Origin of the sequence: Sulfuricaulis sp., assembly GCF_040901545.1 — a bacterium.
Lineage (GTDB): Bacteria > Pseudomonadota > Gammaproteobacteria > Acidiferrobacterales > Sulfurifustaceae > Sulfuricaulis.
The window spans coordinates 291,486-314,601 of sequence record NZ_JBBDYL010000045.1; the positions used below are offsets into that span (position 1 = coordinate 291,486).

The window sequence follows — 23,116 nt, forward strand, 5'->3', positions numbered from 1 at the left end:
GGAATAGAAATAGGTTTAACAAAATTTCTTGCCGCTAAAATTCTTAATCTTGTTAATCCTGAAATTTTCAATTTTTGTTATGCCAACCATGACAACGGTGGCTCATCGAGCGCCGCCGCCTGCTGCTTGAGCGCCAGGATTTGTTCCTCCCAGTATCGCCGGGTGTTGAACCACGGAAAATTGTGCGGAAACGCGGGATCGTCCCAGCGTTCGGCGAGCCAGGCCATATATCGCAACATGCGCAGCGTCCGCAACGGCTCGATCAGACGCAATTCGACGGGATTGAATTCCATGAACGGCGTGTAACCGGAAAGCACGTCCGCCAACTGGCTTTCCATCTCATCGTTTTCTCCGGAGAGCAGCATCCACAGATCCTGAACGGCCGGGCCCGTGAGACAGTCGTCAAAATCCACGAGGTGCGGGCCGGTCTCGGTCCAGAGAATATTCCCAAGATGACAGTCGCCGTGCAGCCGGATCCACGCGGCTTCGTCGGCCGCGCGAAAGGCTGATTCGATCGGCGGAAAGAGGTATTCCGTGATGGTGAAAAAGGGATCGCGCAAATCCTCCGGCACGATCTGATGTTGCTTCAGATAATGTACCGAGCCATGGCCAAATTCCTCAATACTCAGACGCCTTCGGTGGCGGAAGGGTTCGGCTGAGCCCAACCGGTGCAAGCGGCCGAGATAACGGCCGAGCAGGGCGCGATCGGCGCGGGTGTTTAACTCCGGCGCGCGACCCGGCTGCCATGGATATACCGCGAAACGAAATCCGCCATGGTAATTGCAGGTGGAACCGTCACGTCGCACCAGTGGCGCCACGACCGGGATTTCATGCTCGGCGAGTTGCCAGGCAAACCGGTGTTCTTCCAGGATCGCGCTTTCCTGCCAACGGCCGGGACGGTAAAACTTGGCCACCACCGATGCGTTATTTTCGGTATCCACACGGTAGACGCGGTTTTCATAGCTGTTGAGGGCCAGCAGCCCTCCGGTACATTGCACTTCGTATGATTCCACCGCGTCGAGAATGATCTCGGGTGTGAGCGCCTCATACGGATGCGGCGTTTTGTGTCGCACGGTCATTGCAGCCGCACGTTATAATAGTTCGGCATGGAAAACATCCCTCTTGTTGCCAATCCGTTGCTCGATTTGACGCAACTGCCCCGATTCAGCGCCATTCTCCCGGCGCACGTTTCCCCGGCGCTTGATCAGGTGCTGGCTGAAAATCGCGCCGGGTTGGCTCAGCTGATCGCCGGCGGTTCCAGCCCTACCTGGGAAAACTTTGTCCAGCCGATCGAGGATATGCGCGAGCGATTGGTTAGGGTGTGGTCAACGGTGTCACATCTGCACGCGGTGATGGACAGCAAACCGTGGCGCGAGGTTTACAACGTGGGTTTGCCGCGGGTCACCGACTACTTCACGGAACTCGCGCAGGATGAACGGGTGTATGCCGGCTATCGCTCCATTGCCGCGAGTCCGGAAATGGCGCGACTTTCGCAGGCGCAGAAGAAAATAATCGAGAACACCCTGCGCGATTTCCGGCTCGCCGGGGCGGAGCTCCCGGCAATGAAACAGGCGCGCTTCAAGATTCTGCAGCAGGGAATGGCGGCGCTGCGCAGCAAATTTTCCGAAAATGTTCTCGATGCCACCCAGGCATGGGATCTCGTTATTACCGATGAAAAAGATCTGGCCGGCCTGCCCGAGAGCGCGCGGGCGATGGCGCAACAGGACGCACGGGAAAAAAATCTGGCGGGCTGGCGCTTCACTCTCGAAGGACCCTCCTACATTAATTTCATGACTTATGCCGACAATCGTGAAATGCGCCACCGGATGTATGAAGCATACGTTACGCGCGCAAGCGACCGGGGCCCCGACGCCGGACGGTGGGACAACACCAAGCTGATTGTGGATCTGCTTCGATTACGGCGCGAGTCCGCTCAGCTGCTCGGCCTCGCCAATTTCGCCGAGTACGCATTGCAGACACGTATGGCCAAGACAGTCTTCGAAGTGATGCATTTCCTGAACGATCTGGCGGAGCGTTCCAGGCCGGCAGCCAAGAAAGAATATGCTGAACTGGTGAGCCATGCCCGGACGGCGCACGGTGTGGACCACCTCGAGGCCTGGGACGTCGCGTATTATTCCGACAAGCTCCAGCAGGCCAAGCACAACTTCTCGCAAGAGGATTTACGTCCGTATTTTCCCGAGACCAGAGTGGTCCCGGGCCTGTTCGAAGTGGTCAAGCGACTTTATGGTCTGACCGTTACCGAAATAAAAGATATCGAGGCGTGGCATCCGGACGTCCACGGTTACGAAATCCGTGATCGCGCCGATGAACTCCGCGGGATGTTCTACATCGATCTCTACGCGCGTGCCAACAAGCGCGGCGGCGCCTGGATGGACGAGTGCATTCAACGCAAGCGGACCGCGCACGGCGTGCAAGTCCCGGTCGCCCATCTGGTGTGCAACTTTTCACCGCCGGTCGAAGGCCGGCCGGCGTTATTTACGCATGAGGAAGTCATTACGTTGTTTCACGAATTCGGCCATGGGTTGCATCATATGCTGACACGAGTGGATTACGCGGGGGTGTCGGGCATTAACGGGGTTGCCTGGGACGCCGTCGAATTGCCGAGCCAGTTCATGGAGAACTGGTGCTGGGAACGGCAAGCGTTGGATTTGATTTCCGGGCATTACCAGAGCCATGAAAAAATTTCGGCCGGCCTTTATGCCAGGATGATTGCCGCCAAGAATTTTCAGTCCGGAATGCAGTTTGCACGCCAGCTGGAATATGCGCTGTTCGACATGCGTTTGCACAGTAACCATGATCCGGAACGGGGAGTGAGCGTGCAGCAGTTGCTGGATGAAATTCGGGCGGCGGTCGCGGTGATTATTCCGCCCGCTTTCAATCGTTTCCAGAACAGCTTCTCGCATGTTTTCGCTGGCAGCTATGCCGCCGGATACTATAGTTACAAGTGGGCTGAGGTGCTGTCAGCGGATGCCTTCAGCAAATTCGAGGAAAACGGCGTTTTCGATCGAGCCACGGGCCTCGAATTTATGCGGAACATACTCGAGCAAGGCGGTTCGCGCGAACCGATGGAGTTGTTCGTGAACTTTCGCGGCCGCGCACCGAGAATGGATGCCCTGTTACGCCATAGTGGTCTGACAGCCTAAAGGAACGGACGATGAAATATTATTCGCGACTGGTAATGTCCCTGACCATGCTGGGATTGACTGCCGCCGCCCAGGCGGAAACGGTTTACGTCGCCGAGCGGATCCGGCTCGTCATGCGCGCGGAAGTCGATGAAACCAGTCCGGCGGTGAAAACCATCGAGACCGGTGTGCCGCTGGAAGTGCTCGAACGGGTTGACCGATTCGCACAGGTGCGCGATCCCCTAGGAACGGTCGGCTGGATCGAGGCGCGTTATCTCGCTCCCGATCCTCCGGCCCGCGTGCGGGTTGCCAAGCTCGAAGAGGACCTGGCCAAGAGCCGCGCACAGACAACCGAGGGACAGGCCCAGCTTAAAAAAGCCCAGGCCGCGCTGGCGGAACAAACGGCGAAAATCAGGGATCTTGAACGAGCAGCTGAAATCAAACCTGCGGCGACATCCACAGAAGTGCAGGCGCAATTCAACAAAGCCCAGGCCGCGCTGGCGGAACAAACGGCAAGGGTCAAAGAACTGGAAAGAGAAATCTCGGAGCAGGCGGCGCTAATTTCCGCGAAAAACTCGGCGTCATCGGCGACGGGCGCCTGGACCCCATCCGGCAATCCCGCGGCGGATGCCGGTTTTTCATTCAGTTTCCTGTGGCTTGGAATATCCTTTGCTATGCTGGGAATTGGATTCGTCGCCGGCATCAAATGGCTGCGGGAATCCATCCGCAAACGTTCGGGTGGCATGTATCTGAGGGTATAAACCAATGGCACGCATTCTTTTATTGTTTATATTGACGCTGCTGGCAAGTGGTATTTCCGCGGTGCCGGCGGAGAAGCTGTATAAGTGGGTGGATAGCCAGGGACGCGTAACCTATCGCGACCAACCGCCGCCCGAGGGCGCCGGTTACCGGGTAGAGGAGAAAGTGTTCGGCAGCCGCGGGACAGCGCGTGAAACGGGAGAAGAAACACTGGCCAAGATCGTTGAAAAATACCCGGTTATGCTTTATTCGGTACCCGTTTGCGGTTCCTGCGATCTCGCGCGTGCCTACCTGCAGAAACGTCAAGTACCCTTCACTGAAAAGAATCTTGAAAACGACCCAGAACTGCAGCAAACCCTCAAGAAAAAAATCGGTTCCTTGTCGGCGCCCACCATCATGATCGGCGAGAAGGTCATGAAAGGATATGTGGAGTCCATCCTGGAGGGTGAGCTGGATTCAGCCGGATACCCCAAATCCGAGGCACCCGAATCGTCCACCGGCGCCAGTCAGGAAAAGGGAAATCCACCCGCCGCGGTCGAATCCGGTTACCGGCCCGTGCGCCGGCGGTACTGATCCAGCCTCAATTCCCGAGCCTGTTATTTCCCCCGATGAAGATCGCGACATGGAATGTCAATTCCATTCGTGTCCGCTTGCCCCAGGTGCTGGCGTGGTTGATGCAGGAACAGCCCGATATTCTGTGCCTGCAGGAAACCAAAATAACCGATGAGGAATTTCCCGCGGCTGCGTTTCGTGATGCCGGGTATTTATCCATTTATGCCGGTCAGAAAACCTATAACGGGGTGGCCACAATCTGTCGCAAACCGGCCGAAGAAATAGTTGCTTCGTTGTCCGGCGCCGGCACGGCACAAAAACGATTTCTGGCGGCTTCGATCGACGGAGTTCGTGTGGTCAATGTCTATGTGCCGAACGGAGAAGAAGTGGGTTCGGAGAAATACAATTTTAAGCTGGTCTGGCTTGAGGCACTGGAAAACTTTCTGAAGGGTGAATTGCGTGTTTATTCAAAGCTCGTGCTCCTGGGAGATTTCAATATTGCTCCGGAGCCGCGCGATGTGCATGATCCCCAGGTGTGGGAGGGTCATGTATTATTCAGTGAAAAGGAACGCGCGGCATTTCAGCGGTTAATTCAAGGTGGGCTCGTGGATGTCTTTCGTCAGTTCGATCAGCCTCCAATGAGTTTCAGCTGGTGGGATTACCGCGCCGGTGCGTTCCGGCGCAATAACGGATTACGGATTGACCATATGCTTAGTAGTCCCGCTCTGGCTGCTAAATGCCAAGCTTGCCGTATCGATCGGGTTCCGCGGTCGCACGTGCGTCCTTCCGATCACGCCCCGGTGTTCGCTGAATTTCATCAGGCGCCCCAACCGTCTTAAAGTTTGTAGGGGCAGAAAATAATAAAATATATCTGATTCAATAGTTTATAGGAATTACCAGTTCCCGATTTGACGATTCCATGAGTTAATTGCTAATCTAAATGAGAACGATTTGCATTTGCGTTTAATTTGTGCCAGAGTAAATATCCGTACGAATTATTCAAAAAGTGCAACCGGTCAACGCTGTCGGATCATGAACTATGTGATGTACAACCAGGTAAACCGGGATGGCGGCGTGAAACCACGGAAAACCAATTTAGTGTTTACGCACGATGTCGTACGAGGAGATATACCGGGGTCCGTTGGAGGTCCCTTGCAACGGGTACCGAGTGGGGCACTGTTGGGCGCGCGCGGTGAACTCATCATCGAGCACGGCGGTCGCGAATACCGTTTGCGTCGCACCAGCACCGGGAAATTGATTCTGACGGCCTAGTGATACTACGGGACTATATATTGATGAACCTTTCTGTGACGCCGTATAAACGAACATATTTTCTAGCCAGCCATGCCCTGACGAGGGACGCCAGCCAGATACATCACTCTCTTTATGGAGGCATGGCAAATGATACTACCGCAACACAACCTCCGCCAATTCGACCGGCCGTTTCTCGATCTGGATCCGGTCATGTTGCTGAGCACGCTATTGGTCGGCGTATTGCTTACGCTGTTCTTGTGGACCGCGACGCCATCGTCGGTAAGCGATGTCGCCTCCCTATGGCCGGCGGAAGGAGCAAGGCGATGAAATCGTCGCACAAGAACATGATTCTTGCCGAAAGCGCGGCATGCACTGTGGAGCATTGCCTTGAATGCGACGTTGTGCATCTGCACTTCGGTCACGCCAGTGTGCGCTTAAGGCCTGCAGTATTCATGGCCGCGTGTCAGACGCTGACTTTGGCAATGCGTCGGATGACGCCACAAGAAGTCGATGCAACGAGCGCAAAACAGGCGTTCGGCGATTCGTCGTGCCATTGAGTGAGACGACACAGCCTTTTTTTCTTATGGAAAAGAGCGATGTGGGTCAGTGGTTCGAGAAATATTGTGGAAGCGAGAGGCGCTTTCTGTCCTGCAAGTCGTTCGCGCCACTCGCCACGCCCGGTGACTCGCCGTTTGGTCACGTCTGTTCGACCGAAATGCATACCATCGGTTATTAGGAAATCGATCAACGGTCTGTCCGCGAGATTTGGCTTGGTATCCGGATAGTCTAGGACTAGCGAACGACAGTTCGTGCGCGCCAGGATCGAGTGGGAATTTTAATTTTTGTTGGAAGGTGTGCCTGCGTTAGGTGTGATTGTTGTAGCTACTATGAATCCGTGGACGTCTTGACGATTAATACTAACGTTTCTTAAAACAGATTCCGGAGGGAACTATGCGAAGCTTCCAGAAAACTTGTGTTGGAATCATGGCATTGGGGCTAACGACTTTCGCCGGCGCGGCATCGACGGATGAAATTGTCGTTTATTCCGCGCGCAATGAACAACTGATCAAACCGCTGTTCGACGCCTATACGGCCGATACCGGTACTAGGATCAAATTTATCACTGACAAGGAAGGTCCGCTGCTGGAAAGATTGAAAGCGGAAGGCGTCAATACCCCGGCGGATATCCTGATCACCGTGGATGCCGGCAACCTGTGGTTCGCGGCCAAGGAAGGTGTGCTGGCCATGGTTAACTCGAAAGTCCTCAAGTCTAATATTCCCGCACACCTGCGCGATCCCGAAAACCGCTGGTTCGGGTTGTCGGTGCGGGCGCGCACCATTGTTTACAGCTCGAAACGCGTGAAACCCGCTGATCTGTCAACGTACGAATCGCTGGGCGATTCGAAATGGAAGGGACGCCTGTGTCTGCGCACCTCGAAGAAGGTATATAACCAGTCGTTGGTGGCAATGATGATCGCACGACTCGGCGAATCGAAAACCGAATCGATCGTTAAATCCTGGGTGGCCAATCTGGCCACCGACGTTTTTCCCGACGATACCAAGCTGATGGAAGCGATCGCCGCCGGTCAATGCGACGTGGGTGTAGTAAATACTTATTACTACGGCCGGTTGATGAAGAAACAGCCCCAAGCAGACCTGGCGTTGTTTTGGCCGAATCAGGCGGACCGTGGCGTGCACGTCAACGTATCCGGTGCAGGTGTAACGACACATGCCAAGCATCGCGAAGCCGCCGTGAAATTTCTCGAGTGGCTTTCGTCGGAAAAGGCGCAGAACCTGTTCGCCGACGAGAACATGGAGTATCCGGCCAACCCCAAAGTGAAGCCGCATGCCGGTGTTGCGGCCTGGGGCAAGTTCAAGGGTGACACCATCAACGTCTCCAAGACCGGCAGTCTGCAGGCCAAGGCCGTGATGCTGATGGACCGCGCGGGTTACAAATAATACCCCGCGCGCAATGGTTGATCGTCAAAAACAGGGGGCGCATCGGCCGTCCGCCGGTGTGCCCGCCACCGCCGCGGAAAATGCGGTGCGCCGGCTGTACAGCACGCAACTGTTCAAAGGCAGTGATCTGCTGATCATCGAGCACGCCGGGCGCGAGTACAGACTACGCGTGACGAGCAACGGAAAATTGATCTTGACCGCCTAGACGAAGCGGTTTCGCATCCACCGCCAGCCACACCCCGCCGGGGCCAGCCAGCCAGGAAAATCCGAACGTTTCGGACGACGAGTTTCTGGAGGGTTTGGCAATGGCGTACCTGAAATCTCAAATTTACTCGCCCAGCGTGGCGGCCACCGTCGCCCTGCACGCGGCGTTCGGCCTCGCGCTGCTGCAGGCCGATGGCGCCCGCAGCTCGACCACCGTGGCGGTGCCGGTCATGGTGAGCCTCATCGAATCGGCGGGACAGGAGCGCGTGACGGCCCCGCCCAAGCCTTTGGCCGAACCGCGTCCGGCCCCGAAATCACCGCGGCCCGTTCCGGTGACGAAAGCGCCGGAACCGGCACCGGCCGAGGCAACTCCGGCGAACGCGGCGCCGGAACCGATGATAGCGTTGCCATCTGCCTCCACGGCGAAGGCGTCGGAGCAAGCGTCGGCCGAGACACGGCCGGTGGACGATGCGCTGGCGCCGGAATCCTCGATCACGCTGCCGCGCTTCAACGCCGATTACCTCAACAACCCGCCGCCGGTCTACCCGACGCTGTCGCGGCGCTTGGGTGAGCAGGGCCGCGTGATGCTGCGCGCGCTGGTACGCGCCGACGGCCAGCCGGCCGAAATCCGGATCAATCGTTCAAGCGGTTTCTCGCGGCTGGATCGGGCCGCGCTCGAAGCGGTGCGCCAATGGCGCTTTATCCCCGCGCAGCAGGGCAATACTCCGGTGCCGGCCTGGGTCTTGGTGCCGGTGTCCTTCACCTTGGAAGGCTAGCGCCATGCCCGCGACGAATCATCCAAATTATTTCGGTCTTCAGGCTTTCCTGGGCCAACTCGACCCCATCGGTACCGGTGTCGCGCTGGTCCTGCTCGGCATGTCGCTCATCGCGTGGTATCTCATCTTTGCGAAGGCGTGGCGCATCTGGCAAGCGCGCCGCCGCCGTGACGGCATTATCGTCCGCTTCTGGGACGCGCCCAACCTGAAAGAAGCCGCGCAGTTCCTGCGCGATCACCGCGCCGCCGAGCCGGCGGCGCGGCTCGCCTTCGGCGCGATCCAGGCCGCGGAGCATCGTCAGCAGCATCGCAGTCGCGCCGAGCGCCTGGGCGACCAAACGTCACTATCCGACCTCGTGGTGCGCACGCTGCGCCAGACGCTCGTGCGCGAAAACCTGCGGCTGGAATCGGGGCTCAGCGTGCTCGCCTCGATCGGCGCGGTGGCGCCGTTCGTGGGTCTGTTCGGCACGGTCTGGGGCGTTTATCACGCGCTGCTCGGCATCGGCACCGGTGGCATCGCTACATTGGATAAAGTTGCCGGGCCCGTGGGCGAGGCGCTGATCATGACCGCCGCGGGCCTCGCGGTCGCGATCCCGGCGGTGCTCGCCTACAACGCCTTCACCCGCGCCAATCGCGTGATCGTGGCCGAGCTCGACGGCTTTGCGCACGACCTGCATACCTGGCTCACCAGCGGCACCCGGCTCGACGGGCAGGCGGCGCCCGCCGTGCCGCTTAAACCCGCGCTCAAAGGAGTCCCGGCGTGATCGGTTCCTTCGACGAAAACAACCTCTCGCGCCCGATGAGCGAGATCAACGTGACGCCGCTGGTGGACGTGATGCTGGTGCTGCTGGTCGTCTTCATCCTCACCGCGCCGCTGTTCACGCATTCGATCCGGGTCAATCTGCCGCAGACTCACGCGCAGCCGAATAACGAGAAGCCCGAGACCGTCACGCTCGCCATCGACGAACACGGCGTCTTCTTCTGGAACAACCGGCCGCTCGACCGCGCGGCGCTGTCGCGCGCGCTCGCGCAGACCGCGCCACAAGAGCCCCAACCGGTGCTGCACGTGCGCGCCGACCGCGACACCCGCTATCAGCTCATCGCCGAGATCATGGCCGAGGCCAAGCGCGCCGGGCTGGAGCGTATCGGCCTCGTGACCGATCCGGGCGCCGGAAAATAATCGGGGAAAAGCATCATGCAACGTTATCTCGTCTCGCTGTTATCGCTGTTATTCATCCTGGCGGGTGCGGTTCCGGCCCGGGCGGCGGAGCCGGCCCAGACCGCGCTGCACCTGCTCGATTACGTGGCGGTGGATTACGCCGAGGCGGTCGAGAACGGTAGGGTGAAGAACGCCGACGAGTACCGGGAGATGCGCGAGTTCGCCGCCCAGGTGCAAGTCCTGATTCAGGGGTTGCCGGAAAACGCGGCGCGGCCAAAGCTCCTCTCGGAGGCTTCCGCGCTCGCGGGCCACGTCGACGCCAAGGCTTCCCCCGCCGAGGTTGCGGCCCAGGCGACGGCCTTGCGCTGGGCGCTGATCCACGTGTACAACCTTCAGATTGCGCCTAAAGCCGCCCCGGACCTGAAAGCCGGCGCGTCGCTTTATAAGGAATACTGCGCCGCCTGCCACGGCGCCGAGGGGCACGGCGACGGGCCGGCCGGGCAGGGGCTCGACCCCGCGCCATCGAACTTTCACGATGCCGAACGCATGGCGAGCCGCAGCGCGAACGGCCTTTACAACACGATTACGCTCGGCGTGAACGGCACCGGTATGGCCGCGTACGGGCACCTGAGCGAAAATGTCCGCTGGGCGCTGGCGTTTTACGTCGCCAATTTCGTCCCGAACGAGGCGGCGCGCGAACGCGGCGCGGCATTGTGGACCGCGGGCAAGGGACGCGACAACTTTCCCGATCTGAAAAATGTGGCGACGCTCTCCGCGAACGAGGCTAGGGAGCGTCTCGGCGACGATGGCGTGGCGCTACAGGCGTACCTGCGCGCGAACCCGCAGGCCATGGTGACGGCGAAACCGTCCCCCATCGAGTTCGCTATCGCCACGCTCGACAAGAGTCTCGAAGCCTATCGCGCGAGCCGGCGCGCGGAGGCGGCGCAGCTCGCCATCCAGGCCTATCTCGAGGGTTTCGAGCTGGTTGAGTCGAGCCTGCGCAACGTGGACGCCGAATTGATGACGCGCACCGAGCGCGAAATGATGGGGTATCGCGCCTTGTTGCAGTCGGGCGCGGATATCCAACAGGCCGAAAAGCAGGCGGCCGTGGTGCAGGGACTGCTTATTGAGGCCCGCGAAAAACTCGACAATACCCAGCTCTCATCCGCCACGACTTTTGTCAGTGCTCTTGTCATTCTGTTGCGCGAGGGTGCCGAGGCGATCCTGGTCGTGGCCGCGATCCTCGCTTTCCTGACGCGCGCCGGCCGCACCGAGGCGCGCCGCTGGGTGCACGCGGGCTGGATCGCGGCGTTGGTGCTGGGTTTCGTCACTTGGGTGGTATCGAGTTACCTGGTGGAAATTTCAGGCGCCGGCCGCGAAATCACCGAAGGCGTGACCGCCCTGGTCGCAGCGGCGATGCTGCTCTACGTCGGCTATTGGCTGCACAGCAAATCACACAGCCAAGCATGGCAGAAGTTCATCGCCGACAAGGTCAGCGGCGCCCTATCCAGGGGAACGGTATGGACCCTGGCGCTCATCTCTTTCCTCGCGGTGTATCGCGAGGCCTTCGAGACCGTGCTGTTCTATCAGGCGCTGGCGGCACAGGCGGGACCTGAGGGCCACGGTGCGTTGTTCGGTGGACTGGCGCTGGCCTCGGTGCTGATCATCGCGGTGGCCTGGGCGATTCTGCGGGCGAGCGTAAAACTGCCCATCGGCCTGTTCTTCTCCGTCTCGGGCATCGTGCTGCTGGTGCTCGCGGTGGTCTTCACCGGCCAGGGCATCGCTGCGTTGCAGGAGGCAGGCAAGATCGGCGCTGACGCCGTCAATTTCATCGCTGTTCCCATGCTCGGGATTTATCCCACCTTGCAGACGCTGGGTGCGCAGGCCGCGGCGTTGATTTTGAGCGTTTTCGGCCTGTGGTGGGCCATGCGCAAGGGAAAGCCCGTTATGGACGATACAGGGGAGAAATGAAACTCAAGGGTTAACAGTATAAGCACTGCCAGCCAACGAGCCTTCGCTTAAGTAGCCAGCCTCGCGTTCTAATCTTTTACGAGGAATACATGCAACTTAAGCATAAGCCGCTGATGGCGGTAATTTTGATGACGCTGATATTACCGACAGTGAATGCCGAAGAAGACAAGGATGCGCAGGCCTCATCCGGCGCGGCCGATGCCACCCTGCCCGAAATCGTCGTGCAGGCCGACCGGGACGACTTCGAGGCGCGCCAGACCGCACCGGCCACGCGTCTGGTCTATGGCCGGGAGGAGCTGGACCGCATGAACGAACTGACCGTGGGTGATTACCTGCGGCGCCTGCCGAGCGTCACCTTCACCGGCCCCCCCGGCACTCCCAAGGACGTGCGCCTGCGCGGCATGGACAAGGGTTACACCCAGATACTCATTGACGGCGAGCCGGTGCCGGGCGGCGGCAAGGAGCGCCAGATCCAGGTGGACCGCCTGCCGCTCGACATAGTGGAGCGCATCGAGATCATCCGCGCCCCGACCGCGGACCTGCCCAACGAGGGGTTGGCCGGCACCATCAACATCGTGCTGCGCGACGCGCCCACTACGCGTGTCACCGGTGGGCGTTTGGTCACCGGCCGGGTGTTCGGCGAAAAGACCCACAAGGACACCTGGAATGTTTCCGGCCAGTACGGCGATGCGACCGGCGATGTGCGGTGGCTTTTCAACGCCTCGGTGGGACAACGCGGCGAACTGAAGACCAAATCGAAGAGCGAGGAAGGTTTTGTCGCGGCCACCGGCGTGCGCAACAGCTGGAAGGACGAATTCGAGGACGAGCGCACCACTTCCGACGGCCTGGATTTCTCGCCGCGCGTGAACGTGAAACTCGACGGCGGTGACGAACTGGTGCTGACGTCTTTCTTTTCGCGCACCGATGAAACCAAGACCAGGCACGTGGACAAGTTCAAGTACAACACGCCGGCCACCGGCGCGGACTACGTGGGCGACGGGACCCGGGACGAAACCGAGGACAAGCTGCGCGAGATCGCGCGCCTGCGCGCGGAATGGAAACACAAGCTGGCCGGCAATGGTTCCCTGTCCGTTTATGCCGCCGTGCAACGCGGTGGCGAGGAGAAAGACAAAACCACGCTCGAATACAACGCCGCCGGCGCGCTGACCAAGACCGCCGTGGAGGATGCCGAGCAGGACGAGGGTGAATGGTTCACCGGACTTAAGTGGAGCCGGACGCTCGGCCGCCACCAGCTCGGCACCGGTCTGGAGTACGCCGACAAGTCGCGCGAGGACGTCAAGGTCACCACCGAAAACGGCGTCCCCAAGACATCCGGTCGGGGCGACAACTTCGACATCCGGGAGCAACGCTGGACCGCCTTCCTCCAGGACGAGATCGGGCTCGGCGCCGCGCACGTCCTCACCCCCGGTCTGCGCGCGCAGCGGATTGCCCGCGAGGCCGAGGCCGGCGGCCAGAGCTTCCCCGGGAGCTTCAACGCGGTTTCGCCGTCGCTGCATTATCTATGGCGCGTAAACGGCCGCAACAACCTGCGCGCCAGCGTCACCGAGACCTTCAAGCCGCCCAAGTTCGACGACCTGTCGCCGCTGACCGAGACCAAGACCGGCACGCTGACCGACCCGGACAAGTCCGGCAACCCCGACCTGAAACCGGAAACGGCCACGGGCTGGGAGCTGGGCTGGGAGCATTTTCTGCCGCGCCACGGCGGCGTGTTCGGCGCCAACCTGTTTTACCGCGACATCCATGACAAGGTGGAAAGCCGCACCGCGCTGGGGGACACACGCTACGTCAGCCGCCCGCAGAACGTGGGCGACGCCGGGGTCTGGGGCGTGGAGCTGGACGCGCGGCCGCGCATGGATATCTGGGGGATGCCGGAACTGATGTTGCGCTTCAATTACACCCGGCTTTATTCCGAACTCGTGGACAGCGTGACCGGCATCGAGACGCGCATCAAGGACCAGCCGCCGTACGTCTACAACGTCGGCTTCGACTGGCAGCTGCCGCGCTGGGACGCGGCCTGGGGCGTGAACTACAACTACACGCCGCGCTTCGTGAAGAACCCCGCCGAGCCGCTCAAGCTGGACGTCGAGCCCGAGCAGAAATTGCTGGACCTCTACGTCATGAAACGCTTGAGCAAAACCGCGGCGCTGCGGCTGACGGCCGCGAACCTGCTCGACATGAAAAAAGACAAGGACAAGTCCGAGTTCAACGCGTCCGGCCAGCTCACCAAGAAGACCCTGGAAGTCGAGCGCGGCGGTCCGGCCGTGTTCGTGGCGCTGGAAGGCAAATGGTAATTCAACAATCGAGGAGAACATCCATGCGACTCAATCTGAAAGCCCGTGACTGGCACGTCTGGGTATCGGTCATTCTGATCGTTCCCATATTGCTGGTGGCGCTGACCGCCGTCTTTCTGGCCCACGAGCACGAACTCGGTCTCAAAAACGTGGATATCACCCGCGCCGTGGCGTGGCTGCCGGGTTACCGCGAAGCGCCGGCCGACGAGCGCCGGACCGTGCGTACCAGCCTGGCGCTTGCGGACGGCACACAGTGGATCGGCACCAAGGCCGGGCTGTACCAGATGCGGCAGGGACGTGCCGACGCGGTCCGGGAAATCGGCCATACCGAGATACGCGACATCGTGGCGGCGCCGTTCGGGCTGGTGGCGGCGGCCAAAAACGGCGTCTGGGTGCAGGGACGTAACGGCTGGACCAAGACCGTCGCGGGCGATGCCTGGAGCGCCAATCGCCAACCGGACGGCAGCGTGGTCGTTGCGCTCAAGGACGAAGGCCTGATGACGAGCCGTGACGGCGTCAACTGGCAAGCCGCGCCGGCGGCGCAGCAGGCACTGGCCGTCGTGCCGGCCGATAAAACAATGGCGAAGCGCGTCAGCTTCGCCAATCTCGTCATGGACGTGCACACCGGCAAGGCCTTCCTCGGCAAGCAAGCCGAGTGGATCTGGATCGATCTGGTCGGCGGCGTCATGGTCTTCCTCGGCATCACCGGCATGCTGCTTTGGTGGCGCTCTCAGCGGCGTCACACGGCCCTGCTCGAGGAGGAAAATCGCGCGTTGCGGGCCTCACTGCCGAAGCAGCCAGAGGCGGGATGACGCATACCATCTGGGCGCTGGTTATCGTCGCCGCCGGCCTGACTTCGTGGACGGCGGCCGTGTTCGCCGGCGGGCTGGCATGGCGGCTGCGCGCGAGCCTGCGCGTCCACTTTGCCCGCCAGGCACGATGGCCGTTGCGGTTGCGGGTCGTCGAGCGCGAGGATTTCGGTCCCGACCTGTTCCGCCTCGTGCTGGCGCGCGATGGCTGGTGGCGTCGGCTGCCGGCGTTCGCCGCGGGTCAGTATTTGACCGTCATGCTCCCCGACGGCGCCGCGCGCCGTTGCTACTCGCTCGCGAGCTGGCAGCGCCGTCCACGCCGTTATGAGCTCGCCATCCGGCGCGAGGCCGGGGGTTTGGTGTCGCAATGGCTGTATGCGAACGCGCAGCCCGGTTGTCGCATCGCCGTCGAGCCGCCGCGCGGAACGTTCGTGCTGAAACCGGAAGATGTCCGTGACCGGGAGGTCAGTTTGATCGCGGGCGGCATCGGCATCACGCCGTTACGCGCGATGGTGCACCGGCTTGTCACGGTCCGGCGCATGGATCAACGGCAACGCCTGACTCTCTTTTATTGCGTGAGGCATGAACAGGAACTCATGTATCGCGCCGAGTTCGAGCAACTGGCCGGACAAGTGCCATGGTTTCGTTTTGTGCCGCTCATCTCGCGACCCGCGACGGACTGGTTGGGACGGCGTGGCCGGATCGACGCCAGCGTGATCAGTGCCGGGATTCCCCGACCCGAGGCCGCCGCGTTTTTTCTGTGCGCTTCGAACAAGATGCTCGAACACGCGATCTCGGTGTTGCGTGGTCTGGGCGCACCGGATTCGCACATTCACCACGAACGATTCTCCGCCGATACCGAAAATACGGATACGCGCAGTTATCAGATCGTCATCAATGGCACCGCGGCGCCCGCGTTCCAGGCGCAGTCGTCGTTGTTATGTTTCTTCGAGCAGCACAAGCTGCCGATCGCCGCCGATTGCCGTGCCGGGGCCTGCGGCCTGTGTCGCCTGAGGCTTGTCGAAGGTGAGGTGGCATGGACCATACCGCCGGAGACCGATCCCGGTCCGGGACAGATTCTTGCCTGCTGCACCGTGCCGCGCGGCGATCTGCGATTACAGCTGGGTGGCGCAACCGGGGTTCCGGAAACACGCGCCAGGACCACCGGCGATGCCAATGGTCGGGTTGCGCCGGTACAAGATGTGCAATGGCACCATACTGAAAACAGGAGCGACAAGTCATGAATGAAAGTGAAAAGTCCAAGGCCATCGAGGCATTGAACAAGATTCTCGAGCTCGAAATGGCGGGCGCGGTGCGCTATTCGCACTACTCCCTGATGGTTTACGGCTATAACCGCATCCCCATCGTCGACTGGTTGCGCGCGCAGGCTCAGGAGTCCCTGGGCCACGCGCAGCGCGCGGGCGAGCTCGTTACCGCGCTCGGCGGCCATCCTTCGCTCGCCATCGGTCCGCTGCTCGAGACGCACAAGCATGATGTCGGCGACATCCTGCGTGAATCGCTGACGCACGAGCGCGAGGGTCTGGAGGCGTATCGCCGCTTGCTCGGCATCGCCGCCGGCAAATCGGTGCTGCTCGAGGAATACACGCGTGAATTGATCGCCAAGGAAGAGATGCACGTCGCCGAGGTGGACAAGATGCTGCGCCGGCCCGGCGAGATCGGCGTGTTCGCCGGGTGAGAGGCCGTGACGGTGCTATTGGCCGGGAGAGATGAGCTAGTATAGATAACAAACAACCGTGGTGGCCCCAAGATGACCGCAAGCACCGATACCCTGCGCGTATCGCCCGCACGCGAAACCGGCATATCAACCTGGCTCGACGTCAACGTGCGATTGTGGCAAATGGCGAGTTTCGCCATCGCCTGCATGGTGGCGGCGCCGATATTGATCGTGATGCTGTCCTGGTTTTCACCGGCGGGGGACATATGGCGGCATCTGGTACAGACGGTTCTCGGCGAACTGCTGCGAAACACGGTGGTACTGATGATCGGCGTCGGGTTCGGCGTTTTTGTGCTGGGCGCGGGGCTGGCCTGGCTGATCGCGATGTGCGAATTTCCGGGGCGACGATTCTTTGAATGGGCGCTGATGTTGCCGCTGGCCATGCCCGCCTACGTGCTTGCCTTCGTGGCGGTGGCGATGCTTGATTTCAGCGGTCCGCTGCAAACCGCCCTGCGCGCGCTATTTGGCGGTGAAATATGGTTGCCTCCGATTCGATCGGCCGGCGGCATTGTCGCCGTAATGATCCTGGCCTTTTACCCGTATGTTTATATGCTGGCACGCGCCGCGTTTCTGGCGCAGGGGCGTCGCATGCTGGAAACCGGGCGCGTATTCGGCCTCACGCCGTGGGTGGCGTTTCTGCGCGTGGCGTTGCCGATGGCGCGCCCGGCCCTCGCGGCCGGAGTGGCGCTGGCACTGATGGAAGCCTTGGCGGATTTCGGTGCCGTCTCGGTCTTCAACTATGACACGTTCACCACGGCGATTTACAAGTCCTGGCAGGGTTTGTTCTCGCTGCCGGCGGCCGCCCAACTGGCTTCGTTGCTGCTGTTATTTGTCGCCCTGGGTTTGTTCGGGGAACGGCAATTACGCGGCCGCGCCCGCTATCACGTGACCGGCAAACCCGGACATGACGAGCGTTACCGGCTCGTGGGCGGACGCGCGCTGGCCGCAAGCCTGATTTGTATCCTGGTCTTGTCGCTGGCATTCCTGATCCCGCTGGGCCAACTGCTGATATGGGTGTGGAGTTCTGCTGCCGAGGATTTTGACTCCCGTTATCTCAATTTTTTCATCAATACCGTGTTGCTCGGCGCGGCCGCCGCCCTGGTGACCACGTTTTGTGCCTTACTGCTGGCTTACACGTATCGCCTCAAACCCGATCGCCTGGTTCGCGGCGCCGTCCGCTTCGCCACACTGGGATACGCGCTTCCCGGTTCCGTGCTGGCCGTCGGCATCATGGTTTCCTTCGTCTGGTTTGATCAGTGGATAATTGAAGCGCTCCGGTCGGGTTTGGATATGAGTATAGGGCCGGTGCTTACTGGAACCTTGGTGGCGTTGTTGCTGGCCTATGGTGTGCGTTTCATGGCGGTCGCCCATGGGCCGATTGACAGCAGTTTCGAGCGCATCCGACCCACGTTGTGGCAGGCGGCGCGTAGTCTCGGCGCGAGCAATTGGGAGATACTCTGGAGAGTGTCGTTACCGTTGTTGCGTACCGGATTGCTGTCCGCAGGACTCCTCGTATTTGTCGAAGTGATGAAAGAGATGCCCGCCACCCTCCTGCTGCGTCCTTTCGGGTGGGACACCCTGGCGATCCGTGTGTTCGAGATGACTTCCGAGGGGCAATGGGATCGCGCGGCTTTGCCGGCCGTGACGCTCATTCTGACCGGCCTGATTCCGGTTGTCTTGCTCGTGCGCCGGTCTCCGACCAAGACCTGAATCTGATTCTTGGATATTCCGGCGCGGTGATTCTGGCCGGCTGTTCGATCGGATGACGGGGATCAACGATCCGTCTTGGCGCATACCGGACACTGCGTTATAGTGCCGCAATCGACGCACAATTCTGTGGGAGAGACCACGCGGCTGGCGCGTGGCGCCGAAGGCGCAACCCGCCCGGAATCGCTCAGGCAAAAGGACTGCAGGATTTAACCAGTGTCTGCCGACGCAGCATTGGGTCGTCTCTGGAGAGAGGCGGGCCGCACGGCTCACCCACCGAAGGGGCTCAAGCTCTCAGGTTACCGGACAGAGGGGCGATGGTTATTCAGCCATCGCCCTTTTGTTTTTTTGATCAACCCGGTCGTCTTCGCTAGGATAAATTTTCACATGGGTAACCGCACACCGTTATACAGCGACCATATCAAACTGGGTGCGAAGATCGTGGACTTCGGCGGCTGGGACATGCCATTGCACTACGGATCCCAGATCGGGGAACACCACAAGGTAAGAAACGATTGCGGTATGTTCGACGTCTCGCATATGAACGTGGTGGATGTAAAGGGCGCCGGCGTGCGTGATTTTTTCCGGCTGCTGCTGGCGAACAACGTGGACAAGCTGAAGACCAAGGGCAAGGCGCTTTACAGCTGCATGTTGAACGGCAAAGGCGGCGTGATCGACGATTTGATCGTCTACTATCTGGATGACGCGTGGTACCGCGTGGTGATGAATGCGGCCACGCGCGAAAAGGACATGGCCTGGGTCAGCGCCGCGGCGAAGAAATTCGGGGGTGTTACCGTAACCATGCGTGACGATCTGGCGATGATCGCGATTCAGGGCCCGCAAGCGAAGGAAAAGGTGTATCAAGCCCTGGGCGAGACGCTGCGTGATTCGGCCGGTACGCTCAAGCCGTTTCATTCCGTGACCGTGCGCGACCGCTTCATCGCCACCACCGGTTATACCGGTGAAGACGGATTCGAGATTATCCTTCCGGCCAACTCCGCCCCGCGTACCTGGCAACAATTGCACTCAGTCGGCGTGCCACCGGTCGGATTGGGGGCGCGCGACACACTGCGGCTAGAGGCCGGCATGAATCTCTACGGTTCCGACATGGATCAAACGACCACCCCCCTTGAATCGGGTCTGGCGTGGACCGTGGCGTTCGAGCCCTCGGACCGTAATTTCATCGGTCGCGAAGTGCTCGACCGGCAGAAAGCGCGGGGGGTTCCACGCCAGCTCGTCGGACTCGTGCTCGAAGGCAAGGGGGTGTTGCGCAATCACCAGAAAGTGACCTGCGATGGCGCGGGCGAAGGCGAAATCACGAGCGGCAGTTTTTCGCCGACGCTGAATCAGGCGATCGCGCTGGCGCGAGTGCCGGCGGCGGTCAAGACCGGAGACCGCGGCACGGTGGAGCTGCGCGGCAAACCCGCGATTGTGCGGGTGGTCAAGTATCCCTTTGTTCGCAACGGCAAGGCTTGTCTTTGATTGGGGGCGTCAACCATGAGCAATATTCCAAAAGAGCTTAAATACAGCAAGTCACACGAGTGGCTGAAACTGAACAGCGACGGCACCGTCACCGTCGGGATTACGCATCACGCCCAGGACCTCATGGGCGATATGGTTTATGTGGAACTGCCGTCGGCGGGGACCACGGTTACTGCCGGCAAGGAATGCGGCGTGGTGGAGTCGGTGAAGGCGGCCTCCGACGTGTACGCGCCGGTCAGCGGCGAGATCGTCGAAGCGAACGGCACGCTGGCCGATGCACCGGAGACCGTGAACAAGGATTGTTATGGGGCAGGCTGGATGTTTCGCTTGAAACCCGCGAGCAACAGCGAGCTCGATGGGCTGCTCGACGCCAAGGCCTACGAAGCGCTGGTGGCGTCTGAAAAGCACTGAAAGAAATAGACAGGTTTAACAGGATTTACAGGATTAATTTATAAAGTTTTTTAAGTTTTAATCTTGTTAATCCTAGCCGCCGGATCCCGAGGCGCAGCTCTTTCGGAGACGGCGGCAGAAGCGCCCATGGAAACATCGCTCATTGCGGCTACAGCGCCCATTGCCGAAAGAGCGTTCGCCTCGAGCACTGGGCGCTATTTTAATCCTGTCAATCCTGTGAATTGAATTTTTAGGAAATACGAGATGCCGTTCATACCGCATACCGACGCCGATGTGCAGGCGATGCTGCAAAGCATCGGCGTCGGCTCGATTGATGAGTTGTTCGACGAAATTCCCGAGGAACTGCGTGCGGGGAAATTGACGCGGGTACCGGCCGGACTGAGCGAAATGGAAGTGATGCGGCTGATGCAGGCGCGTGCGAATCAGGATGGCGCCTACCTCAATTTCATCGGTGCCGGCGTGTATGAGCATCACATTCCGGCCGCGGTGTGGGAGATCGTCACGCGCGGCGAGTTTTATTCCGCCTACACGCCCTACCAGGCCGAGGCGAGTCAGGGAACACTGCAGCTGCTGTACGAATACCAGACCATGATGGCCTCGCTCACCGGGATGGACGTGTCGAACGCCTCGCTCTACGACGGCGCGTCGGCGTTGGCCGAGGCGGTGCTGATGACGGTGCGCGCGCACAAAAAGGCGCGCCGGATCCTGTTGCCGTCCACGGTACATCCGGTCTATCGACGAGTGGTGCATGCCATCGTCGCGAACCAGAACATTGACCTCGTGGAAATTCCGCATTGCACGGAAGGCGGGCACACGATTCCGAGATCGCTCGATACATATAAAGACGGCGAATTTGCCGCGCTCGTGGTCCCGCAGCCCAATTTTTTCGGCGTACTCGAAGAAGCGGACGCGCTGACCGATTGGGCGCATGCCCATAATATGTTCGTCATTGGCTTGGTAAACCCCATGTCACTCGCGCTTCTGGCGCCGCCGGGTGAATGGGGCGAGAAAGGCGCCGACATTGCGGTCGGCGAAGGACAGCCGCTGGGTGCGCCGATGTCATCCGGCGGTCCTTACTACGGTTTCATGTGTTGCCGGCAACCGCTGGTGCGGCAAATGCCCGGGCGCATCATCGGGCGCACCGTGGACCAAGACGGCAAACCGGGGTTTACGCTAACCCTCCAGGCGCGGGAACAGCATATCCGCCGTTCCAAGGCGACCTCGAATATCTGCACCAACCAGGGGTTGGTGGTGGCGGCAAGCACCGTCTATATGGCGCTGTTGGGTCCGGAGGGACTGGAACGTGTCGCTCGGGCCTGCCATGCCAATACCCTGGCGCTGATGAACCGGCTCACGGCGATCAAGGGCATTGCGCGCGCATTCAACCGGCCCGTATTTCACGAATTCGTGCTGCGGTTCGAGTCCCCGGTTAAGGAGACGCTGCGCGCACTTGAGGATCAAGGTATTCTTGGCGGTTATGATCTGACCGGTTTCTATCCGCAACTCGGTCAGTCACTGTTGGTCTGTGCGACCGAAACCCGCACGCAAGAAGATATCGAGCGGTATGCGAGCCATCTGGACACTTTGATGAATCGTCACCCGGCGGCGCGCGCATAGACAGACAATGTCATTGAAAACAGTTAATTCAAGGAGACGTTAACATGGCTCAGGTCAAGCTGAAAGGAAATCCGGTCAACACCAGCGGTGACCTCCCGAAGGTGGGAGCGACGGCGCCGGATTTTCATCTTACCGATGCGGATTTAAAAGACGTGTCACTTTCCAGTTTCAAGGGAAAGAAGAAGCTGTTGAATATCGTACCGAGTCTCGACACACCGACGTGCGCGCTGTCGACAAAGAAGTTCAATGATCACGCCAAGGACCGCGGTGATACCGTCATGCTGGTTGTATCCGCAGACCTCCCTTTTGCCCAGAAGCGCTTTTGCAGCACCGAGAACACTGCTTCGGTAAAGACGCTATCCATGATGCGTGACCGGAACTTCGCCAAGGACTACGGTGTGCTGATCCAGGACGGACCGCTCAAGGGCATCACCGCACGGGCGATCGTGGTGATCGACGAGAACGACAAGGTGGTGTACACCGAGCTGGTGCCGGAAATAGCCCAGGAGCCGAATTATGCCAACGCACTGGCCGCATTGAAGTAGGGTATCGACATGGCGAATATCACGCATCGCGGCAATCCGGTACGCACCAACGGAGATCTCCCGGCTGTAGGCAGTCGTGCTCCCGACTTCAGGCTCACGGACGCCGATCTGAAAGACTTGTCGCTTGCCGACTTCCGTGGCAAGAAAAAGCTGCTGAATATTTTCCCCAGCATCGATACGCCGACTTGCGCGCTGTCTACCCGGAAGTTCAACGAACACGCCAAGCAACACGCCGATGCCGTGATCATCATGGTGTCGGCCGACCTGCCGTTCGCCCAGAAGCGCTTTTGCAGCGCCGAGAACACGATGAACGTCAAAACCCTGTCCATGATGCGCGACCGGAACTTCGCCAAGGATTATGGCGTGCTCCTGCAAGACGGCCTGTACCAGGGCATCACCGCACGGGCGATCGTGGTGATCGACGAGAACGACAAGGTGGTGTACACCGAGCTGGTGCCGGAAATAAGGCAGGAACCGGATTATGACGCGGCGCTGGCCGCGCTTAAGTGACGAGCGTTTTTCGCTCGTCATCCCGGCGCAGGCCGGGATCCAGGGTTTGAATGGCATCGCGCGTTTTGTGCGCGATTCCAAGAGTTTTGTAGCCCGGATGAAGCGTAGCGAAATCCGGGAGAGCGTTGTTGTTGTCGAGCGGGCTTCGCCCGCGAATTACTTGTGGGTGGCTGACCCACGGCAGGTGACTTTTCCTTGTTCGCGCAAAGAAA

The 23,116-nt window shown here is 60.1% G+C and carries 25 protein-coding genes and 2 riboswitches; of the genes, 23 read left to right on the forward strand and 2 right to left on the reverse strand.

Features of this window, described 5'->3' with window-relative positions; genetic code table 11:
* Positions 1-77: 77 nt before the first annotated feature.
* Entirely contained in the window at positions 78-1,079 is a 1,002-nt protein-coding gene (locus WD823_RS09725; RefSeq protein ID WP_368429284.1) for a serine/threonine protein kinase, read from the reverse strand.
* 27 nt (positions 1,080-1,106) lie between these two features.
* On the opposite strand from WD823_RS09725, the gene WD823_RS09730 reads away from it, so the two are divergent.
* The 23 genes from WD823_RS09730 to tpx (WD823_RS09840) all read left to right on the forward strand — a co-directional run bounded on the left by WD823_RS09730 (position 1,107) and on the right by tpx (WD823_RS09840) (position 22,904).
* Positions 1,107-3,164, forward strand: coding sequence for a M3 family metallopeptidase (locus tag WD823_RS09730; RefSeq protein WP_368429285.1), 2,058 nt, complete (start codon positions 1,107-1,109; stop codon positions 3,162-3,164).
* An 11-nt stretch (positions 3,165-3,175) separates the two neighbouring features.
* A complete protein-coding gene (locus tag WD823_RS09735) occupies positions 3,176-3,904 on the forward strand; it encodes a TIGR04211 family SH3 domain-containing protein (RefSeq protein ID WP_368429286.1) in 729 nt (242 codons plus the stop codon).
* Positions 3,905-3,908: 4 nt separating this feature from the next.
* Complete coding sequence (locus WD823_RS09740; RefSeq protein WP_368429287.1) at positions 3,909-4,475, forward strand: glutaredoxin domain-containing protein; 567 nt, start codon at positions 3,909-3,911, stop codon at positions 4,473-4,475.
* Between the two features lie 35 nt (positions 4,476-4,510).
* The gene (xth, locus tag WD823_RS09745; protein ID WP_368429288.1) at positions 4,511-5,293 is read left to right on the forward strand and encodes an exodeoxyribonuclease III; all 783 of its coding nucleotides are present in this window, start codon (positions 4,511-4,513) and stop codon (positions 5,291-5,293) included.
* A 193-nt stretch (positions 5,294-5,486) separates the two neighbouring features.
* Positions 5,487-5,726: a hemin uptake protein HemP gene (gene hemP / locus WD823_RS09750; protein WP_368429289.1), complete on the forward strand. Its 240-nt coding sequence runs from the start codon at positions 5,487-5,489 to the stop codon at positions 5,724-5,726.
* A 129-nt stretch (positions 5,727-5,855) separates the two neighbouring features.
* Positions 5,856-6,035 carry a hypothetical protein gene (locus WD823_RS09755; RefSeq protein WP_368429290.1) on the forward strand — a complete coding sequence of 60 codons (180 nt, stop codon included), beginning with the start codon at positions 5,856-5,858 and terminating at the stop codon, positions 6,033-6,035.
* Positions 6,032-6,265, forward strand: a complete 234-nt coding sequence (locus WD823_RS09760) for a hypothetical protein (protein ID WP_368429291.1) — start codon at positions 6,032-6,034, stop codon at positions 6,263-6,265. The genes WD823_RS09755 and WD823_RS09760 overlap by 4 nt, the downstream gene beginning before the upstream one ends.
* 427 nt (positions 6,266-6,692) lie before the next feature.
* Positions 6,693-7,667, forward strand: a complete 975-nt coding sequence (locus WD823_RS09765; protein ID WP_368429324.1) for a Fe(3+) ABC transporter substrate-binding protein — start codon at positions 6,693-6,695, stop codon at positions 7,665-7,667.
* 13 nt (positions 7,668-7,680) lie between these two features.
* Positions 7,681-7,872 (forward strand): hemin uptake protein HemP, encoded by a 192-nt coding sequence (gene hemP, locus WD823_RS09770; protein ID WP_368429292.1) that lies wholly within the window; start codon positions 7,681-7,683, stop codon positions 7,870-7,872.
* A 100-nt stretch (positions 7,873-7,972) separates the two neighbouring features.
* Entirely contained in the window at positions 7,973-8,647 is a 675-nt protein-coding gene (locus WD823_RS09775) for a TonB family protein (protein ID WP_368429293.1), read from the forward strand.
* A 4-nt stretch (positions 8,648-8,651) separates the two neighbouring features.
* Entirely contained in the window at positions 8,652-9,410 is a 759-nt protein-coding gene (locus WD823_RS09780; protein WP_368429294.1) for a MotA/TolQ/ExbB proton channel family protein, read from the forward strand.
* Positions 9,407-9,826, forward strand: coding sequence for an ExbD/TolR family protein (locus tag WD823_RS09785; RefSeq protein ID WP_368429295.1), 420 nt, complete (start codon positions 9,407-9,409; stop codon positions 9,824-9,826). Before WD823_RS09780 ends, WD823_RS09785 begins: the two co-directional genes overlap by 4 nt.
* Before the next feature lie 15 nt (positions 9,827-9,841).
* Positions 9,842-11,776 carry an FTR1 family protein gene (locus WD823_RS09790; RefSeq protein WP_368429296.1) on the forward strand — a complete coding sequence of 645 codons (1,935 nt, stop codon included), beginning with the start codon at positions 9,842-9,844 and terminating at the stop codon, positions 11,774-11,776.
* An 89-nt stretch (positions 11,777-11,865) separates the two neighbouring features.
* Positions 11,866-14,088 carry a TonB-dependent receptor plug domain-containing protein gene (locus WD823_RS09795; RefSeq protein WP_368429297.1) on the forward strand — a complete coding sequence of 741 codons (2,223 nt, stop codon included), beginning with the start codon at positions 11,866-11,868 and terminating at the stop codon, positions 14,086-14,088.
* Positions 14,082-14,900, forward strand: coding sequence for a PepSY domain-containing protein (locus WD823_RS09800; RefSeq protein WP_368429298.1), 819 nt, complete (start codon positions 14,082-14,084; stop codon positions 14,898-14,900). The genes WD823_RS09795 and WD823_RS09800 overlap by 7 nt, the downstream gene beginning before the upstream one ends.
* Positions 14,897-16,141, forward strand: a complete 1,245-nt coding sequence (locus WD823_RS09805; protein WP_368429299.1) for a 2Fe-2S iron-sulfur cluster-binding protein — start codon at positions 14,897-14,899, stop codon at positions 16,139-16,141. Before WD823_RS09800 ends, WD823_RS09805 begins: the two co-directional genes overlap by 4 nt.
* Positions 16,138-16,593 carry a bacterioferritin gene (locus tag WD823_RS09810; RefSeq protein WP_368429300.1) on the forward strand — a complete coding sequence of 152 codons (456 nt, stop codon included), beginning with the start codon at positions 16,138-16,140 and terminating at the stop codon, positions 16,591-16,593. The genes WD823_RS09805 and WD823_RS09810 overlap by 4 nt, the downstream gene beginning before the upstream one ends.
* 162 nt (positions 16,594-16,755) lie before the next feature.
* Complete coding sequence (locus WD823_RS09815; protein WP_368429325.1) at positions 16,756-18,342, forward strand: ABC transporter permease; 1,587 nt, start codon at positions 16,756-16,758, stop codon at positions 18,340-18,342.
* A gap of 117 nt (positions 18,343-18,459) precedes the next feature.
* A riboswitch (glycine riboswitch) is annotated at positions 18,460-18,552 on the forward strand.
* Between the two features lie 22 nt (positions 18,553-18,574).
* Positions 18,575-18,659: riboswitch (glycine riboswitch) on the forward strand.
* A gap of 67 nt (positions 18,660-18,726) precedes the next feature.
* The gene (gene gcvT, locus WD823_RS09820; protein ID WP_368429301.1) at positions 18,727-19,821 is read left to right on the forward strand and encodes a glycine cleavage system aminomethyltransferase GcvT; all 1,095 of its coding nucleotides are present in this window, start codon (positions 18,727-18,729) and stop codon (positions 19,819-19,821) included.
* A gap of 15 nt (positions 19,822-19,836) precedes the next feature.
* A complete protein-coding gene (gene gcvH / locus WD823_RS09825; RefSeq protein ID WP_368429302.1) occupies positions 19,837-20,232 on the forward strand; it encodes a glycine cleavage system protein GcvH in 396 nt (131 codons plus the stop codon).
* Between the two features lie 243 nt (positions 20,233-20,475).
* The gene (gene gcvPA, locus WD823_RS09830; RefSeq protein WP_368429303.1) at positions 20,476-21,849 is read left to right on the forward strand and encodes an aminomethyl-transferring glycine dehydrogenase subunit GcvPA; all 1,374 of its coding nucleotides are present in this window, start codon (positions 20,476-20,478) and stop codon (positions 21,847-21,849) included.
* A gap of 44 nt (positions 21,850-21,893) precedes the next feature.
* Positions 21,894-22,394: a thiol peroxidase gene (gene tpx / locus WD823_RS09835; protein WP_368429304.1), complete on the forward strand. Its 501-nt coding sequence runs from the start codon at positions 21,894-21,896 to the stop codon at positions 22,392-22,394.
* Between the two features lie 9 nt (positions 22,395-22,403).
* Positions 22,404-22,904, forward strand: a complete 501-nt coding sequence (gene tpx / locus WD823_RS09840) for a thiol peroxidase (RefSeq protein WP_368429305.1) — start codon at positions 22,404-22,406, stop codon at positions 22,902-22,904.
* On the opposite strand, the gene WD823_RS09845 is transcribed toward tpx (WD823_RS09840), so the two are convergent.
* The coding region (locus WD823_RS09845; protein ID WP_368429306.1) for a hypothetical protein at positions 22,897-23,116 on the reverse strand (220 nt) is incomplete at its 5' end. The genes tpx (WD823_RS09840) and WD823_RS09845 overlap by 8 nt on opposite strands.

Coding starts and splice junctions, on each gene's coding strand:
- WD823_RS09725 (WP_368429284.1), bottom strand. CDS start 1,079: ATGACCGTGCGACACAAAACGCCGCATCCGTATGAGGCGCTCACACCC.
- WD823_RS09730 (WP_368429285.1), top strand. CDS start 1,107: ATGGAAAACATCCCTCTTGTTGCCAATCCGTTGCTCGATTTGACGCAA.
- WD823_RS09735 (WP_368429286.1), top strand. CDS start 3,176: ATGAAATATTATTCGCGACTGGTAATGTCCCTGACCATGCTGGGATTG.
- WD823_RS09740 (WP_368429287.1), top strand. CDS start 3,909: ATGGCACGCATTCTTTTATTGTTTATATTGACGCTGCTGGCAAGTGGT.
- xth (WP_368429288.1), top strand. CDS start 4,511: ATGAAGATCGCGACATGGAATGTCAATTCCATTCGTGTCCGCTTGCCC.
- hemP (WP_368429289.1), top strand. CDS start 5,487: ATGAACTATGTGATGTACAACCAGGTAAACCGGGATGGCGGCGTGAAA.
- WD823_RS09755 (WP_368429290.1), top strand. CDS start 5,856: ATGATACTACCGCAACACAACCTCCGCCAATTCGACCGGCCGTTTCTC.
- WD823_RS09760 (WP_368429291.1), top strand. CDS start 6,032: ATGAAATCGTCGCACAAGAACATGATTCTTGCCGAAAGCGCGGCATGC.
- WD823_RS09765 (WP_368429324.1), top strand. CDS start 6,693: ATGGCATTGGGGCTAACGACTTTCGCCGGCGCGGCATCGACGGATGAA.
- hemP (WP_368429292.1), top strand. CDS start 7,681: ATGGTTGATCGTCAAAAACAGGGGGCGCATCGGCCGTCCGCCGGTGTG.
- WD823_RS09775 (WP_368429293.1), top strand. CDS start 7,973: ATGGCGTACCTGAAATCTCAAATTTACTCGCCCAGCGTGGCGGCCACC.
- WD823_RS09780 (WP_368429294.1), top strand. CDS start 8,652: ATGCCCGCGACGAATCATCCAAATTATTTCGGTCTTCAGGCTTTCCTG.
- WD823_RS09790 (WP_368429296.1), top strand. CDS start 9,842: ATGCAACGTTATCTCGTCTCGCTGTTATCGCTGTTATTCATCCTGGCG.
- WD823_RS09795 (WP_368429297.1), top strand. CDS start 11,866: ATGCAACTTAAGCATAAGCCGCTGATGGCGGTAATTTTGATGACGCTG.
- WD823_RS09800 (WP_368429298.1), top strand. CDS start 14,082: ATGGTAATTCAACAATCGAGGAGAACATCCATGCGACTCAATCTGAAA.
- WD823_RS09805 (WP_368429299.1), top strand. CDS start 14,897: ATGACGCATACCATCTGGGCGCTGGTTATCGTCGCCGCCGGCCTGACT.
- WD823_RS09810 (WP_368429300.1), top strand. CDS start 16,138: ATGAATGAAAGTGAAAAGTCCAAGGCCATCGAGGCATTGAACAAGATT.
- WD823_RS09815 (WP_368429325.1), top strand. CDS start 16,756: ATGGCGAGTTTCGCCATCGCCTGCATGGTGGCGGCGCCGATATTGATC.
- gcvT (WP_368429301.1), top strand. CDS start 18,727: ATGGGTAACCGCACACCGTTATACAGCGACCATATCAAACTGGGTGCG.
- gcvH (WP_368429302.1), top strand. CDS start 19,837: ATGAGCAATATTCCAAAAGAGCTTAAATACAGCAAGTCACACGAGTGG.
- gcvPA (WP_368429303.1), top strand. CDS start 20,476: ATGCCGTTCATACCGCATACCGACGCCGATGTGCAGGCGATGCTGCAA.
- tpx (WP_368429304.1), top strand. CDS start 21,894: ATGGCTCAGGTCAAGCTGAAAGGAAATCCGGTCAACACCAGCGGTGAC.
- tpx (WP_368429305.1), top strand. CDS start 22,404: ATGGCGAATATCACGCATCGCGGCAATCCGGTACGCACCAACGGAGAT.